This is a genomic window from Kitasatospora sp. NBC_01560 (assembly GCF_045208415.1).
In the GTDB taxonomy this organism is placed as follows: domain Bacteria; phylum Actinomycetota; class Actinomycetes; order Streptomycetales; family Streptomycetaceae; genus Kitasatospora.
On sequence record NZ_CP109364.1, the window covers coordinates 1,772,312 to 1,788,430 of the forward strand.

The 16,119-nt window shown below is 74.7% G+C and carries 12 protein-coding genes; all 12 read left to right on the forward strand.

Translation table 11 applies throughout. The features are described 5' to 3' along the window. Nucleotides 1-130: 130 nt before the first annotated feature. The 12 genes from OH807_RS07260 (at nt 131) to OH807_RS07315 (ending at nt 15,986) form a co-directional block, all read left to right on the forward strand. Entirely contained in the window at nt 131-1,525 is a 1,395-nt protein-coding gene (locus OH807_RS07260) for a glycosyl hydrolase family 28-related protein (protein WP_406195318.1), read from the forward strand. 162 nt (nt 1,526-1,687) lie between these two features. After that, nucleotides 1,688-2,842 (forward strand): substrate-binding domain-containing protein, encoded by a 1,155-nt coding sequence (locus OH807_RS07265; RefSeq protein WP_406195320.1) that lies wholly within the window; start codon nt 1,688-1,690, stop codon nt 2,840-2,842. A 460-nt stretch (nt 2,843-3,302) separates the two neighbouring features. Next, nucleotides 3,303-4,640, forward strand: a complete 1,338-nt coding sequence (locus tag OH807_RS07270; RefSeq protein ID WP_406195323.1) for an ABC transporter substrate-binding protein — start codon at nt 3,303-3,305, stop codon at nt 4,638-4,640. Continuing rightward, entirely contained in the window at nt 4,637-5,605 is a 969-nt protein-coding gene (locus OH807_RS07275) for a carbohydrate ABC transporter permease (RefSeq protein WP_406195325.1), read from the forward strand. The genes OH807_RS07270 and OH807_RS07275 overlap by 4 nt, the downstream gene beginning before the upstream one ends. Continuing rightward, on the forward strand, nt 5,602-6,516 hold the full coding sequence (locus OH807_RS07280; RefSeq protein WP_406195328.1) for a carbohydrate ABC transporter permease: 915 nt from the start codon (nt 5,602-5,604) through the stop codon (nt 6,514-6,516). Before OH807_RS07275 ends, OH807_RS07280 begins: the two co-directional genes overlap by 4 nt. Before the next feature lie 116 nt (nt 6,517-6,632). Then, complete coding sequence (locus OH807_RS07285) at nt 6,633-7,604, forward strand: hydroxyacid dehydrogenase (RefSeq protein WP_406210777.1); 972 nt, start codon at nt 6,633-6,635, stop codon at nt 7,602-7,604. A 234-nt stretch (nt 7,605-7,838) separates the two neighbouring features. Beyond that, the gene (locus OH807_RS07290) at nt 7,839-9,632 is read left to right on the forward strand and encodes a glycoside hydrolase family 35 protein (RefSeq protein WP_406195331.1); all 1,794 of its coding nucleotides are present in this window, start codon (nt 7,839-7,841) and stop codon (nt 9,630-9,632) included. Nucleotides 9,633-9,794: 162 nt separating this feature from the next. After that, the gene (locus tag OH807_RS07295) at nt 9,795-10,142 is read left to right on the forward strand and encodes a GntR family transcriptional regulator (RefSeq protein WP_406195333.1); all 348 of its coding nucleotides are present in this window, start codon (nt 9,795-9,797) and stop codon (nt 10,140-10,142) included. Continuing rightward, nucleotides 10,139-11,137 carry a DUF1648 domain-containing protein gene (locus OH807_RS07300; RefSeq protein ID WP_406195335.1) on the forward strand — a complete coding sequence of 333 codons (999 nt, stop codon included), beginning with the start codon at nt 10,139-10,141 and terminating at the stop codon, nt 11,135-11,137. Before OH807_RS07295 ends, OH807_RS07300 begins: the two co-directional genes overlap by 4 nt. Nucleotides 11,138-11,310: 173 nt before the next feature. Further along, nucleotides 11,311-12,483, forward strand: a complete 1,173-nt coding sequence (locus OH807_RS07305) for a serine hydrolase domain-containing protein (protein WP_406195337.1) — start codon at nt 11,311-11,313, stop codon at nt 12,481-12,483. Nucleotides 12,484-12,769: 286 nt separating this feature from the next. Continuing rightward, nucleotides 12,770-14,899 carry a SpoIIE family protein phosphatase gene (locus tag OH807_RS07310; protein ID WP_406195339.1) on the forward strand — a complete coding sequence of 710 codons (2,130 nt, stop codon included), beginning with the start codon at nt 12,770-12,772 and terminating at the stop codon, nt 14,897-14,899. A gap of 178 nt (nt 14,900-15,077) precedes the next feature. Further along, on the forward strand, nt 15,078-15,986 hold the full coding sequence (locus OH807_RS07315; protein WP_406195341.1) for an Lrp/AsnC family transcriptional regulator: 909 nt from the start codon (nt 15,078-15,080) through the stop codon (nt 15,984-15,986). Nucleotides 15,987-16,119: the final 133 nt, after the last annotated feature.

Below are 16,119 nucleotides of genomic sequence, written 5' to 3' on the forward strand. Positions count from 1 at the left end.
CGGCACCGGCCCCTCCCCGGCGGCCGGCCCGCCGGAACGGGGTTGACGGCCCGTCGGACGTCCTGCGATCTTGTGGGCCGATCCGGGGGCGGCAGGGGGCCGTGCCCGGCGGACACCCCAGGGGGCCACGATGAACAGGGCAGAGACCGACCGGGCAGCAGCCGCACGGGCATCGGGGGACACCACGCGGCGCCGGGCGCTGCTCGCCGGCGCGGTGGCCGGGCTGGCGGGGGCGGCGACGGTCGCGGCCACCGGGCCCGCGACGGCGGCGACCACGGCGACGACCGGCGCAGCTCCCGACTGGTTCGACGTCAAGGCCCACGGCGCCGTCGGCGACGGGGTCGCCAACGACACGGCCGCCGTGCAGGGCGCGATCAACGCGGCGGCGGCCGCCGGCGGGGGCACCGTCTACTTCCCGGTCGGCGCGTACCTCGTCGTGCCGGCGGCCGGCGCGCCCGCGCTGACCGTGAGCGGCAACGGAATCCGGCTGGTCGGCGCGAGCAGCAAGGCGTCCACGCTGGTCAAGGGCGGGGACGGGATCCTGCTGCGGGTCTCGGGCGACCGGGCCGACCCGAGCGGCGCCACCCACCGCCGCTACTGCTCGGTGGAGGACCTCGGCTTCAACGGCAACCGCCGCACCGGGCTCGTCCTGGAGCTCTACTACAACGACAACACCTACGTCCGCGACGTCTACATCAGCAGCAACAACGATCTCTGCATCGACGCGGTGGAGTTCTGGGACTCCCGGTTCTACAACCTGGTCGTCGAGTCCAGCACCGGCCCGGCGGGCAGCACCACCCAGCCCAACGTCTGGCTGCGCAACTCCTCCGCCACCACGGGCTGGGGCTACAGCGGCGACAACGTCAACCAGATCCACTTCACCGGCTGCCGGTTCGAGGCCTTCGGCACCGGCGCGCTCTGGATCACCCAGGGCGCCGCGGCGTCCAACAACCCGAACGGGATCTACCTGACGGACTGCAAGTTCGAGACTTCGCAGATGCAGGGCGGCCCGCACCTCAAGGTCGACGCCTCCTGCAAGCACGTGTACGCCCGCAACATCTACGCCTACGCCGGCAACTTCGCGGCCGGCTGGTCCACGCCGCAGAACATCATCGCCTGGGCCGGCACCGCCTCCGCCCTGGAGAACGTCCTGATCGCCAACGGGCCGGTCGCGACGGTGAACTCCGGCGTCGACCTGTACTCCGGCCCCGGCGCGGTGGCCGTACTGCGCGACGTCGTCGGCCTCTACGGCACCCGGCCGACCGGCCACCACGTCTACTACGAGAGCTCCAGCACCGGTGACTTCCGGGTCGAGAACTCCTACGGGAACACCGGCAGCCAGGCCGGGGGCACCCTGCCCACCCGCCACGCACCGAACGCACCGCTGCGGCTGGTCGCCGGACCGGTGAGCGACGCGTCGTTCCCCCGGCCCCCGGCGGACGGGACGCTCGCCGTCGACACGGCCGACCGTCGGCTCTACGTCCGGGTGAACGGCGCCTGGCTCTGGTCGGCCCTCAACAGCTGACGGGCCGGGCGGCCGGCACCGCCCCGATGCGTCGGGGCGGTGCCGGCGGGCGGACACAGCGGTAGGACACAGCCGGCAGGCACGGCACACTTGATCGGAAGTTGATCGAACGATACTGTTCGATCAAAGAGCGCCCGGTCCGGACCAGCCTGGAGGAGAACCATGGCCATCTCGGCCGAGGAGCGTCGGGAGCTGATCCTCGGGGCCGTCCGCGATCTGGACGGCCCCGTCCGCCTCACCGACCTCGCGACCCACCTCGGCATCCCAGCGGTCACGGTGCGCCGCGACGTCGCCGAACTCGCCGAGGCGGGCCGGCTGGGCCGCTCGCACGGCTTCGTCTCCCTGGGCCGCCCGCAGGCCGACGGGCGGGCGGACCCGCGGACCGGTCCGGGAGCGGGGCTGTCGGACCCGCGGACCGGCCCGCCCGCCGCCGCGTCCGGCGTCCGGCAGTACACCCTCGGACTGCTGGTGCCGTCCGTCGGCTCCTACTTCGACGCACTGATCGCCGGCGCCCGGGCCGCCGCCACGGCCGGCGGCTCCCACCTGATCCTCGGCATCGCCCCGTACGAGGCGGGCGACGACCGCGCCCAGGCCGAACGGCTGCTGGAGTCCGGCGCCGACGGCCTGCTCCTCACCCCCAACCTCGGTCCCGACCTCACCCCCGGTCTCGCTCCCGGGCGGGCCGGCCGGGAGCACGACTGGCTGGACACCCTCCCGGTACCAGCCGTCCTGGTCGAGCGCGGCTCCCCCGGGTACGGCACGCCCGGCGCCGGCCTGGACGCGGTCAGCTCCGACCACCGCCACGGCGTCCTGCTGGCCCTGCACCACCTCGCCGGGCTGGGCCACGGGTCGGTCCTGCTGGCGGCCCGCGGGGACTCCTGGACGGCCCGCGAAGTCCGGGCGGGGTACGAGGACGGCACCCGCCGGCTCGGCCTCGCCCCGCTGCCGGTCCTCGACACCTTGGGACCGGACGGCCGGCCGACCGACCCCGGCGAGCTCGCACGGAGGATCGCGGAGGCCGCCGCGGAGGGCGTGCGGGCCGTCCTGGTCCACAACGACCAGGACGCCATCCAGCTCCCCCCGCTGCTGCGCTCGCACGGCCTGGCCGTACCGGACGACCTCGCGCTGATCTCCTACGACGACGTGTTCGCCGCCCTCGCCGCGCCCGCGCTGACCGCCGTCGCCCCGCCGACCCGGGCAGTCGGCGAGACCGCCGTCGGTCTGCTGCTGCGCCGGCTCGCGGCCGGCCGCGAGCTGCCCGTGCACCGGATCTCCCTGCTGCCCGGGCTCAGCGTCCGCACCTCCTGCGGCGGCTGAGCCCGGACGGGCACCGGTCCACCCGGCCCACCCCCGACCCACCCGGTCGGCCCTGCGCTCCAACTCCGCACTACCCCAACTCCGCACTACCCCAACTCCGCACCCGCTCCAGCTCCGCACCGCGCTCCCGACCTGCGGGCCGAACCGGCGGGCGCTGCGGCGTCGCCGGGAAGCGGCTGATCATTCGCCACACCTTACCGATCGAATGATCCACGAGATCGGATCGTAACCCCTCGGCCGGATTCTCCACCGAGCCCGCATAGTCGCAGGTCATGGGAGTGACGAGCGACGCACCGGCACCCCGGATCGAGCGATCGAATGACATCATTTGATCTCAATCCCTTGACTCCGATCGAACGCCCGCCCAAGATGGCGTGCATTCGCCCCCACCCCTCGCGGTCCGCGGGCCGATCCACCCCGACCCGTCGCCCGGACCGCGTTCTCGCCCCAGGAGCCGTGCATGCCCTCAGCTTCGTTCTCCCGTCGCAGAGCCCTCCGCGCCGCGTCCGGTGCCACCGCGGCCGCCCTCTGCACCACCCTCCTCGCGGCCTGCGGCAGCGGTGACAGCAGCTCGGACGCCGGGGCCTCGGACGGCAAGCCCGTCACCCTGACGTTCTGGGCCTGGTCGAAGGGGACGAAGGAGGTCGTCGACGCCTTCAACGCCTCGCACCCGAACATCAAGGTCACCTTCGAGGAGATCCCGTCCGGCGTGGCCGGCGGCTACGCGAAGATCACCAACGCGGTGAAGGCCGGCAACGCACCCGACGTGTTCAACGTCGAGTACGCCCAGCTGCCGGACTTCGTCAGCCAGGGCGCCGTCCAGAACATCGGCAAGCTGGTCGGCACCGACCTCAAGGCGAAGTACCTGCCCCAGGCGGTCGAGCTGACCACCCTCGGCGGCGCCACCTGGGCCCTGCCGCTGGACGCCTCTCCGCAGGCCTTCTACTACCGCAAGGACCTCTTCGACAAGGCCGGCCTCACCCCGCCGAAGACCTGGCAGGAGTTCCGCACCGCCGCGCAGAAGCTGAAGCAGGCCCAGCCCGACGCCCGGATCGCCACCTTCTTCCCCGACGACCCGGTCACCCTCGAGGCGATGGCCTGGCAGGCCGACGCGCACTGGTTCACCGGCGTCGGCGACACCTGGAACGTGGACGTGAACGGCGGCCGGACCAAGCAGGCCGCCGAGTACTGGCAGCAGCTGATCGCCGAGGACCTCGTCCGCGTCCAGCCCTCGTTCAGCCAGCAGTGGACGGCCTCCCTGCAGAAGGGCGAGACCGCCGGCTACCTGGGCGCCTCCTGGGGCGGTGGCGTGCTGAAGAGCACCCTGCCCGACGCCGCCGGCAAGTGGGCCGTGGCGCCCGTCCCGACCTGGGACGGCAATGCGGCCAGCGGCATGGTCGGCGGCACCACCTTCGCCGTCTCCAAGGACAGCAGGAAGGCCAGGGCAGCCGTCGAGTTCGCCACCTGGGCCACCACCACGCCCGAGGGCATCAAGGCCCGGATCGCCTCCGGCACCTCCTCCGCCTACCCGGCCGCCCCCGCGCTGGTGCCGGTCGCCAAGGAGGCCTTCAAGGCGGACTTCTACGGCGGCCAGGACATCTACGCCGTCTACGCCGACGCCGCGAAGTCGATCAAGCCGAACTGGCAGTGGGGCCCGGCCATGGGCGCCACCAACACCTCGCTCAAGGACTCCTTCGGCAAGCTCACCCAGGGCGGCACCGTCCAGGGCGCCCTCGACGCGGCACAGCAGGCCACCCTCGGCGAGCTGAAGAACCGCGGACTCAAGGTCCAGCAGTGACGGACCGCACCCCGCCCGCGGCGTCCGCCCGTGCCGCCGGCCGGCCCCCTCGGCAGGGAGCCGGCGCCCGGCGGCGCGGCCGTCACGGGGCGGCGGCCCTGCTGCTCGCCCCGTTCCTGGTCCTGTTCACCGCCTGCACGCTGATCCCGATCGGCTACGCCGTCCACCTCAGCCTGTACACCGAACACCGCTCGGGCCTGGGCTTCGGCGGCACCGAGACGGTCTTCACCGGGCTCGGCAACTACACCCGCGCCCTCGGCGACCAGGCCTTCCGGGCGGGCTTCCGGACCACCGCCGAGTACTGCCTGCTCTACATCCCGCTGATGCTCGGGTTCTCCCTGCTGCTCGCCCTGCTGCTGGACTCCGCGCTGGCCCGGGCCCGCCGGTTCTTCCAGCTCGCGCTCTTCCTGCCGCACGCGGTGCCCGGCCTCATCGCCGCCCTGGTCTGGATGTACCTGTACACGCCCGGCATCAGCCCGGTGCTCGACGTGCTGAACGCGGCCGGCGCCCACCCCGAACCGCTCGGCAGCCCGTTGCCGGCCGTCGTCAACATCGCGCTCTGGGAGTGGACCGGCTACAACATGGTGATCTTCTACGCCGCGCTGCAGGCCGTGCCGCGCGAGGTGCTGGAAGCGGCCGTGATGGACGGCGCCGGGCCGCTGCGGACCGCTCTCAGCGTCAAGATCCCGCTGATCCGCGCGTCCGTCGTGATGGTCGCCCTGTTCACCGTGATCGGCTCGCTCCAGCTGTTCACCGAACCGATGATCCTGCACGGTGTCTCGCCCGGTGTGGTCTCCACCTGGACGCCCAACATGTACGCCTACACCGCCGCCTTCGAACGCGGCGACTACGGCCTGGCGGCCGCCGCGTCGGTGCTGCTCGCACTGACCGCCGCCGCACTGTCCTTCCTCATCACCCGGGCCACCCGCACCCGCCCGGCCCGCCGGACGGAGGCCCCGGCATGACCACCCTCGCCCCCGAACGCCGCCCCCGCCGCGCGCAGCACCGCGGTGCGCCCGGCCCGCGGACGTCGCCCCGTCGGCCGTGGACGTTGTCGCGGGCCGCCGTCAACGGCGCCCTCGTCCTCGCCACCACCTACACCCTGCTCCCCCTCGGCTGGCTCCTCACCGCCACCGCCAAGAACACCGGCGACCTCCTCGCCGGCAACACCCTCACCCCCACCAACTGGCACCTCGGCGACAACCTCCACCAACTCGCCACCACCGGCGACGGCATCTACTTCCGCTGGTACCTCAACTCCCTCCTCTACGCCGGCATAGGCGCCCTCCTCTGCGCCCTCGTCTGCGTCAGCGCCGGCTACGCCTTCCACGTCCACACGTTCCCCGGCAAGGAAAAACTCTTCGCCCTCGTGCTCCTCGGCGTCCTCGTCCCCACCACCGCACTCGCCCTGCCCATGTACCTGCTCGCCTCCCGACTCCACCTCGTCAACACCTTCTGGGCCGTCTTCCTCCCCTCCCTCGTCAACCCCTTCGGCGTCTACCTCGCCCGCGTCTTCAGCGCCGGCTACCTCCCCGGCGAAATCCTCGAAGCCGCCCGCATCGACGGCGCGGGCGAACTGCGCACCTTCCGCTCCATCGGCCTGCCCATGCTCACCCCCGGCTTCGTCACCATCTTCCTCTTCCAGTTCACCGCCATCTGGAACAACTTCTTCCTCCCCCTGGTCATGCTCTCCGACAACCACCTCTTCCCCGTCAGCCTCGGCCTCTACAGCTGGAACGCCCAGACCCACGCCTTCCCCGAGTACTACCCCCTCGTCGTCAGCGGCTCCCTCCTCGCCGTCCTCCCCCTCATCGCCGCCTTCATCACCCTCCAACGCCACTGGAAAGCCGGCCTCACCGCAGGAAGCGTCAAATGACCACCGTGCGCACCACCCCGCTCCTGCCGCCGCCCGACCCGCCGGCCGCACCCGCCACCACGTCCGCCCCCCGGCCCACCGCCGGAGCCGGGCGCCGCCCCAGGGCCCTCCTCGCCATGGACCGCACGATGCCCGCCCGGCTGATCGACCCCGCGACCATGGCCAGGCTCACCGCCCTCGCGGACCTCGACCCCACCCTGGTCGTCGACGACTTCACCACCCCCGAGGCCACCGCCGCCCTCGCCCGCACCGAAGTCATCATCAGCTGCTGGGGCTGCCCCCCGCTGGACGCCACCACACTCGCCGCCGCACCCGCACTGCGCGCCGTCATCCACGCCGCCGGCTCCGTCAAACACCACATCACCGACGCCTGCTGGGACCGCGGCATCACCGTCAGCTCCGCCGCCTGGGCCAACGCCCTCCCCGTCGCCGAGTACACCGTCGCCGCCGTCCTCCTCGCCAACAAGCGGATCCTCCAGCTCGGCGCGGACTACCGCCGAGCCCGCACCCCCCGAACCCCCGGCGACAACATCGGCAACTACCGCAAGACCGTCGGCATCGTCGGCGCCTCCCGGATCGGCCGCCGCGTCCTCGAACTGCTCCGCCCGTACGACCTCGAACTGCTGCTGCACGACCCCTACATCACCGCCGACGAGGCCACCGCACTCGGCGCCCGCGCCGTCCCCCTCGACGAACTCTGCTCCGCCTCGGACGTGGTGAGCATCCACGCCCCCGAACTCCCCGAAACCCACCACCTCATCGACGCCCGCCGCCTCGCCCTCATGCCCGACGGCGCCACCCTCGTCAACACCGCCCGCGGCTCCCTCCTCGACCAGAACGCCCTCATCCACGAAGCACGCACCGGCCGCCTCCACGCCGTCCTCGACGTCACCACCCCCGACGTCCTCCCCCCGGACTCCCCCCTCTACGACCTGCCCAACGTCCTCCTCACCCCCCACATCGCCGGCTCCCTCGGCACCGAACTCCACCGCATGGCCACCGCAGCCGCCGACGAACTCGCCCGCTACACCGAGGGATTGCCCTTCGCCCACCCCGTCCTGCCCGAAGGCATCCACCGGACGGCCTAGTACGTACCCGGCGGCCGGTCGAACGGGCCGGCCCCTGCCCGCGGCGCACCGCCGCCCCGGCAGGCTTGCGCCCCGTGCGGTGCCCGGCTCGCCGACACGGCCGCCGCCGCCGGCCCGGTCCGCCCGCCTATCCTGCCGGTACGGACAATGCGAGATCGCCACCGCTGCGAGCGGCTGCCCGAGCAGCCCGACTCCTCGACCAGCCAGCCACGTTCCCCCTGAAAGCCGGTCCCCATGCTCGACTACGACGACGACGGATTCCGCCGCGACGGCGCGCCGCACCGGATCATCTCCGGCGCCGTGCACTACTTCCGCATCCACCCCGACCTCTGGGACGACCGCCTGCGCCGCCTGCGCGCCATGGGCGCCAACACCGTCGACACCTACATCCCCTGGAACTTCCACGAACTCCCCTCCGGCGAGGTCGACTTCACCGGCTGGCGGGATCTCGGCCGGTTCGTCGCGCTGGCCCGGGCGAACGGCCTCGACGTGATCCTGCGCCCCGGCCCGTACATCTGTGCGGAATGGGAGTTCGGCGGGTTCCCGGCCCGGCTGCTCGCCACCGACGGAGTGCGGCTGCGCAGCGCCGATCCGGCCTACCTGGCCGAGGTGGACGGCTGGTTCGACGCGGTGGTGCCGGAGATCCTGCCGCTGCTGGCGAGCCGGGGCGGCCCGGTGGTGGCCGTCCAGGTGGAGAACGAGTACGGCAGTTACGGCAACGACGCCGCCTACCTCGCCCACCTGCGCGACGGCCTGCTCGCCCGGGGCGTCGACTGCCTGCTGTTCACCGCCGACGGTGCCGAGGACACCATGCAGCAGGGCGGCACCGTCCCCGGTCACCTCTCCACCGCCACCTTCGGCTCGCGGCCCGCCGAGCGCTTCGAGGTGCTGCGGCGCCACCAGCCCAAGGGCCCGCTGACGGCGATGGAGTTCTGGATCGGCTGGTTCGACCACGTGGGCGAGCCGCACCACGTGCGGGATCCCGAGGAGTCCGCCCGGGCCCTGGACGACCTGCTCGCCACCGGCGCCTCCGTCAACCTCTACATGGCCCACGGCGGCACCAACTTCGGCCTCTGGGCCGGGGCCAACCACACCGGTGCCCATCCGGAGGACGCCGGCCACCAGCCGACCGGCACCAGCTACGACTACGACGCGCCGATCGGCGAGGCCGGTGAACTCACCGCGAAGTTCCACGCGTTCCGGGAGGTCATCGGCCGGTACGTGCCGCTGCCGGAGGTCGAGCTGCCGGAGCAGCCGCCGCGGGTCGCACCGCAGCGGATCGAGCGGGCGACCGGCCGGGCCCGCCTGCTCGCGTCCCTGGACGCCCTCTCCGCGCCGGTGCACCGGGCGGCCCCCGAGCCGATGGAGCGGGTCGGCCAGTCCCTCGGCCTGATCCACTACCGCACGGTCGTCCCCGGCCCGCGGCCCGCGCTGCCGCTGCGGATCGACGGCGTCGGCGACCGCGCCCAGGTCTTCGCCGACGGCGTGCCGCTCGGCGTGCTGGACCGCAACTCCCCGGGCGGGACACTGCCGCTGGCGACCGGGCCGGCCGGGGTGACGCTCGACATCCTGGTCGAGGCGCTCGGCCGGGTGAACTACGGGCCGCTGCTGGAGAACGACCGGAAGGGCGTCGTGCGCGGCGTCGCGCACGGCCACCAGCGCCTGTTCGGCTGGGAGTTGCGGCCGCTGCCGCTCGCCGACCTCGCTGCGCTCGCCTTCTCCGACGGCGTCGGGGCGGTCGACGGCGATCCGGTCTTCCACCGCTTCGAGGCCGAACTCGACGCCCCCGCCGACGCCTTCGTGGCCCTTCCCGGCTGGGGCCGCGGCCTGCTCTGGCTGAACGGCTTCCTGCTCGGCCGCCACACCCGGCAGGGCCCGCAGCGCACCCTGTACGCCCCGGCCCCGCTCTGGCGCCCGGGCACCAACGAGCTGATCGTCCTCGAACTCGACACCCACGGCGAGGCGGTGGAGCTCCGCGACCTGCCCGACCTCGGCCCCACCGCGGCCGCCCCCAGCGTCGACTACTGACGCGGCACCACCCGACCCGACGCCGACGCGGCCGGGCACACCCCGCACCACCCCGGGGCGTGCCCGGCCGCGCGGCGTTCCCGGCCCGCCGGGGCGCCGGAGGCCCGGGGTGCGCCGGCACCGGTGGCATGCGCGCTCGATGGTGCTACTGTCGATAGCATCATGCTGCTGAAGCTGGATCTCACCGACAGCCGCCCCCTGCACGAGCAGGTCGCGGGTGCCATCCGGCGCGCCATCGCCGAGGGCGAGTGCGCGCCGGGCGACCGACTGCCGCCCGCCCGGGAGCTCTCCCGGGCCCTGGGCGTCAACACCAACACCGTCCTGCGCGGCCTGCGCGCGCTGCGGGACGAAGGAGTGCTGGAGTTCCGCCGCGGCCGCGGGGTGACGGTGGCCACGGCCGCCGACCAGCGAGCCGAACTGCTCGTCCAGGCGGCGGCGTTGGTCGCCGAGGCGGCACGGCTGGGCTACAGCAGGACCGATCTCGTCGAACTGATCAGGAGGCTGCCGTGAACGGCGGGGGAACCGGGATACGTGGGGCGCGGTGGAGCGCGGCCGCCTGGACGACAGGGGTCGCCGCGACGCTGGTCGCGCTGCCGCTGGTGGCGGCCGGCCGGCTGCCGGACCGCGTCGCCACCCACTGGGGCGCCGGCGGACGCCCGGACGGCTCGCTGCCGTTCTGGGCGGTGCCGCTCGTCCCGGCCGGGATCTGGGCCGCCCTGGTGCTGGCGCTCGCCCTGACCGCGCGCCGGACCGGACCGGCGCCCCGGTCCTGGTACGCCGCGGGGCTGATCGCCGGAGGCGTCCTGCTGACCGGCGCCCAGGCGTCCATCGTGCACGCCAACCTGGACCGGACCACCTGGACGGAGGCCGCCGCGATCGGCCCCGAGGTCGTCCTCGTCCTCGTGGCGTCGCTGCTGGCCGGCCTCCTCGGCCGGCTCGCCGCCCACCGCGGCGGCGCCGGGGCGGGCGGCCGGGCCGACGGGCCGGGCCCGGCGCCCGACGGCGGCCCGCGCCTCGACATCCCCGCCGGTGAGCGCTTCGCCTGGCTCTCGCGCACCGTCAACCCCTGGCTCCAGCTGACCGCCGCCGTGTTCGGCCTGGCCTCCCTCGGCGCCACCGTCGCCGCCGTCGCCGGCCTGATCGGCACGCCGTGGCCGGTGCTCGCCCCGCTCGCGGTCGTCTCGCTCGCCGCGTTCGCCTGCTCCTCCGTCCAGACGCTGGTGACGCCGAAGGGCCTGGAGGTCGCCTTCGGTCCGGCCGGCTGGCCGGTCCGCCGCTGGCCGGTCGAGGCGATCGAGTCGGCCCGGGCCGAACAGCGCACCCCGGCCCAGGTCGGCGGCTGGGGCTACCGCCTCAACGGCCTCGGCACCACGGTGATGCTCCGCGGCGGCGACTGCCTGGTCGTCCACCCGCACCGGGGCGCCGACTTCGCCGTCAGCGTCGACGACGCCGAGCGCGGCGCCGCCCTGCTCAACGCCCTCACCGCGCGGCACACCGCCGACTGACGTCGGGCCCGCCGGCGGCCGGCCCGACGCCGACCGCCGACCGCCGACCGCGACCGGGGGCGCTCGGCCGATGGCCGGGCGCCCCTATCCGGAATGCACCCGGCCTGCCGGTGGTTGACGCCTCGGCAGGCCGGTGATCAAGGCCTGACCAGGTCCGGTGCCGAGGGGGAGTCATGGCGAGCAGTGTCACCGTCCGGGGGAGCGTCGCGCCCGGGTTCGAGGAGGTACGGGCGGAGTTCGCCGCCGTCGTGGCGGCCGAGCCGGAGAGCGGCGGCGCCCAGCTCGCCGTGCACCTCGACGGGCTCCGGGTGGTGGACCTCTGGGCCGGCGAGGGGGTCTCCGGCGATTCACTGTTCGCCCTGTACTCCTCCGCCAAGGGCGCCGCACACCTGGTGGTCGCCCTACTGGTGCAGCGCGGCGTGCTCGACCTCGACGAGCAAGTGGCCCGCTCCTGGCCCGAGTTCGCGGCCGAGGGCAAGGGCGGGATCACCCTGCGGCAGGTGCTGGAGCACCGCGCCGGGCTGATCGGCGTGGACGGCGGCTTCACCGTCGAGGAGCTGGCCGACGACCGGCGGCTGGCCGCCCGGCTGGCCGTGCAGAAGCCGTACTGGGAGCCCGGGGCGGGCTACGGCTACCACGCGTTCGTGATCGGCGCGCTCACCGGTGAGGTGGTCCGCCGCCGCACCGGCCGCTCGATCCAGGAGCTGTACGAGGAGCTGGTCCGGGCGCCGTACGGGCTCGACTTCCACCTCGGGCTGCCCGCGGAGCTGGAGCCGCGTTACCTGCCGGTGCTGCCCGCGCTGCTCACCGTGGAGCAGGAGGCCGTGGCGGCGGCGGGCGCGCCGGCGCCGGACAGCCTCACCGGGATCGCCTTCAACCTGAACGCCACCCCGCCCACCGACCTGGTCGAGTACGCCGGCTCCCGCGCGGTGCGGGCGCTCGGTCCGGCCTCCAGCGGCGGCGTCGGCAACGCCCGCGGGCTGGCCGGGCTGTACGCGGCGGCGGCCGCCGGGCTGGACGGCCGGCCCCCGTTGCTCACCCCGGGGACGATCGCCGAGTTCGGCACCGTCCGGACCCGTGGCACCGACCTGGTGACCGGCGAGCAGGACCACTTCGGTCTCGGCTTCGAGGCCCAGAGCTCCCGTTACCCCTTCCTCGGCCCGGACGCCTTCGGCCACAGCGGCGCGGTGGGTGCCCAGTCCTTCGCCGACCCGCGCAGCGGCATCGCCTACAGCTACACCCGCCGCCGGTTCGCCTTCGGCGAGGGCGGCGGCGCCGCGGAGAACCACCGGCTCGCCGCGGCGGCCGTCCGCGCCGCCACGGCCGCGCGCACCCCCACCGCCTGACCCCCGACCCGCCGCCGGCCCGACCCTCCACGGCCGCCGGTCCCGCCCCCGACCCGCCGCAGCCCCGCCGCAGCCCCGCCGGACCGGCGGCCCCGCTCCGCCGGCCCGGCGCGACACGTCGGCCGGCGGAGCGGCTCTGCTCCCCGCACGCACCCGGTCCGCCGGTACCGTGCGGGGGGACGGCCGCCGGCGATCAGCGCTGCTCGCCTCGCGGCCGTCGCTCACCGAGCGGCCGCGGCGCTGGACCCGCCGTCGCCGCCCTGCACCGCCGAAGGGGACGACACAGGTGCCCGAGCCTCAGCTGACTCCGGAGGTCTTCGACCGAGCCATCGCGGCGATCGCCCTCACCGCCGGCCCGGAGCACCGGCTGGTGTACTGCAACGACGCCTTCCGCAGCCTGTTCGGTCCGCGGCCGGTCGGACTGCCCGTCCGGGAGGTGTTCACCGAGCCCGGGGTGGAGCGGTTCTTCGAGACCCTCGACCTGGTGGGCGCCGACCGGACGGCCCGCCAGGTCACCACCCCACGCACCGTGGAGACCTCCGAGGACGACCCGGAGGACCACCGGCACTTCATCTACAGCTGCTCGCCGGTCTCCTCCCGGTTCGGCCCCGGCGTCCTGGTGAGCGCGATCGACACCACCGCCGAGGTGCACTCCGTGCAGCGGGCCGAGCGGCTGTCGGCCGACCGCCTCCAGGCCCTCCAGCGCTACGAGGCGCTGATGTCGGCCGTCTCCCAGCTGGTCTGGCTCACCCGCGCGGACGGCACGATGGCCGAACTCGTCCCGGGCTGGGAGGAGCTGACCGGGTACCCCTGGCGGGACACCATGGACGAGACCTGGTTCGAGCTGATCCACCCCCGGGACCGGGACGGGCTCGTCCGGCGCTGGGCCGAGGCGGCGGCCGGCGAGCCGGCGATGTTCGAGCACACCTTCCGGGTCCGGACCGTCTCCGGCGACTACCGGCACGTCGCCACTCGCGCCGTGCCGATCGTCCGCGACGGCCGGCTGGTGGAGTGGATCGGCGCCACCTCCGACATCGAGGACCGCTGGCGCAACCGGATGCGCGAGCGCATGCTCGCCCGGGCCGTCGCCGTCACCGAGGCCACCCGCCCGGAGGACGCCTTTGCCGCCGTCGCCGACCTGGTGGTGCCCGAACTCACCGACGCCTGCACGGTGTTCGTCCTGTCCGGCCGGGAGCACGCGTCCCAGCCGGACGAGCTGCGCGGCATCCGGATCGCCTCCACCGCCCGCCTCGGCCTGCCCCCGCTGCCGCCGCTGCGCCAGCAGACCTTCCTGCTCGGGCCCGAGGCCCGGCGGGCGGTGGCCGAGCAGTCGGCCGCCCTGCTGACCTTCCCGGCCGGCCACGTCCCGCCCGGGCTCGTCCCGGAGGAGTCCTCCCGCTGGCTGGCCCGGGCCGGCGCCACCAGCCTGACCCTGCTGCCGATCGTCCTCGACGGCGCAGCCGTCGCCCTGGCCGCGGCCGCCGGCTGCGGCGACAGCCCGCCACCGGGCCGGGCGGACATCGAGCTGCTCCAGGAGGTCCTCCAGCGCGCCCAGCTGCCGCTGCGCCAGACCCTCGAACTCCAGCGCACCCGGCACGCCGCCCTCGTCCTCCAGCGGGCCCTGCTCACCGCCCCGCCCGAGGTGCCGGGCGCCGTGCTCGCCGCCCGCTACCAGCCCGGCAACCGCGCCGCCGAGGTCGGCGGCGACTGGTTCGACGCGTTCGTGCTGCCCGACGGGTCGCTCGCCCTGACCATCGGCGACGTGGCCGGCCACGACCTCACCGCCGCGACCACCATGGGCCAGCTGCGCAGCATGCTGCGCTCGATCGCCTACAACCGCACCCACCTGCACACGCCCGCGGACGCCCTCACCGGGCTGGACACCGCCGCCGACGGGCTGGGCGTCGCCACCTTCGCGACCGCCGTCCACCTGCACCTCGCCCGCACCGGCCGGGGCGCGGACGACGCGGGCGACCCGGACGGCCCCGGGGACGGCAGCACCGACGGCACGGACGGCACGGACGACACGGACGGCACGGACGACGGCAGCTGGCAGGCGGCCTGGTCGAACGCCGGGCACCCGCCGCCGCTGCTGCTGCCGGCCGAGGGCCCGCCCCGGTTCCTCGACACCGACGAGGCCGACGTCCCGCTCTGCGTCGCCCCCGCGGAGCCGCGCCGTACCCACCGCACCCGGATCGCCCCGGGGGACACCGTGCTGCTCTACACCGACGGCCTCATCGAAGTCCCCGGCGAGAACCTGGCCACCGGCCTGGCCCGGCTGGCGGCCAGTGCCGACCGGGCCCGCACCCTGTCGCTGCCGGCCCTCTGCGACCACCTGCTCGCCGAGGTGCCGGACGCCCGGGACGACATCGCCATGATCGCCTTCCGGGCCGGCCCCGGGCACCCCGCCACCTGACCGGCCGCCCGCGCACCGGCCCCCCGCGCACCGGCCGGCCCGGCCCGGGGCCCGACGCCGGCCGCAGCCGCCGTCCCCCGTCGCCCCCGTCGCCACCCCGCCCCACCCCACCGCCGGATGCCGGACGGTAGATTGCCGGGACTCCCCACCTCGCCCCCAGGAGCCCCAGGAGCCCCCGTTGCTCGATGCCACCGACGCCGCCCTCGTCCGCGAACTGCAGCACGACGGGCGGGTCAGCTACCAACGGCTGTCCGAGCTGCTCGGCATCTCGCGCGAGGCGGCCCGGGCCCGGGTGCAGCGGCTGCTGCAGCGCGGCGAGGTGCGGATCGTCGGCATCGTGCCGCCCGCCGCCGCCGGGATCACGGCGGTGGCGCACGTGTCGATGGACGTGGCCGGCCCGAGTGGCCCGGTGGCGGCGCTGGCGGCCCGGCGCCGGGCGGCCAGCTTCGTCTCCTGCACGGCCGGGGCGCAGAGCGTGCTCGCCGAGCTACGGGTCCCCGACGATGCGGCCCTGGAGCGCGAGTTCACGGCGCTGCGGGCGGTGCCGGGGGTGCGCGGCCTGGAGGTGTTCCGCTGCGCGGAGCTGGTCCGGGACGCCTACTCGCCCGAGGTGGCGGGGGGCCGGCCCGGCCCGCCGCCCGAGCTGGACGCGGCGGACCGGCGGCTGATCGGCCTGCTCCAGCTCGACGGACGGGCCAGTTTCGCGGTGCTCGCGGAGGCGATCGGCCTGTCCCAGCCGGCCACCCGGGCCCGGGTGCTGCGGCTGCTGGACGGCGGCGCCGTCCATGTCACGGGGCTGGTGGAGTCCCGCGCGCTGGGCGTCCGGGAGGCGGCCGGGGTGGGCCTGGGGGTGCGCGGCCCGGTCCGGTCGGTGGCGGACGCCGCGGCGGCGCTGCCGGGGGTGAACTACGTGGCGACGGGCTACGGGCGGTTCGACGTGGTGTGCGGCCTGGACGCGCCGGACCGGTCCGCGCTGCTGGCCGGCCTGGAGGCGGTGCGGGGGCTGCCGGGGGTGGCCCGCTCGGAATCCTGGGTACACCTGGAGATCGTGAAGGAGTCCTACACCTACGATCTGCCCATCAGGTAGGCGATCCGGTCGCCCAAGACCACCTGAACAGATGAATCGCCGTGCTGATGACCATTCACCGGCGAAACGATGCCGTGACTCTCTTGACGCGTTCTTTTCGCCCGCCTTCAATGGCCGCACACCCCTTCCCCCG

Excerpts from the sequence above, each read along its gene's own strand:
- OH807_RS07260 (WP_406195318.1), top strand. The coding sequence starts at position 131 with ATGAACAGGGCAGAGACCGACCGGGCAGCAGCCGCACGGGCATCGGGG.
- OH807_RS07265 (WP_406195320.1), top strand. The coding sequence starts at position 1,688 with ATGGCCATCTCGGCCGAGGAGCGTCGGGAGCTGATCCTCGGGGCCGTC.
- OH807_RS07270 (WP_406195323.1), top strand. The coding sequence starts at position 3,303 with ATGCCCTCAGCTTCGTTCTCCCGTCGCAGAGCCCTCCGCGCCGCGTCC.
- OH807_RS07280 (WP_406195328.1), top strand. The coding sequence starts at position 5,602 with ATGACCACCCTCGCCCCCGAACGCCGCCCCCGCCGCGCGCAGCACCGC.
- OH807_RS07285 (WP_406210777.1), top strand. The coding sequence starts at position 6,633 with ATGGACCGCACGATGCCCGCCCGGCTGATCGACCCCGCGACCATGGCC.
- OH807_RS07290 (WP_406195331.1), top strand. The coding sequence starts at position 7,839 with ATGCTCGACTACGACGACGACGGATTCCGCCGCGACGGCGCGCCGCAC.
- OH807_RS07295 (WP_406195333.1), top strand. The coding sequence starts at position 9,795 with ATGCTGCTGAAGCTGGATCTCACCGACAGCCGCCCCCTGCACGAGCAG.
- OH807_RS07305 (WP_406195337.1), top strand. The coding sequence starts at position 11,311 with ATGGCGAGCAGTGTCACCGTCCGGGGGAGCGTCGCGCCCGGGTTCGAG.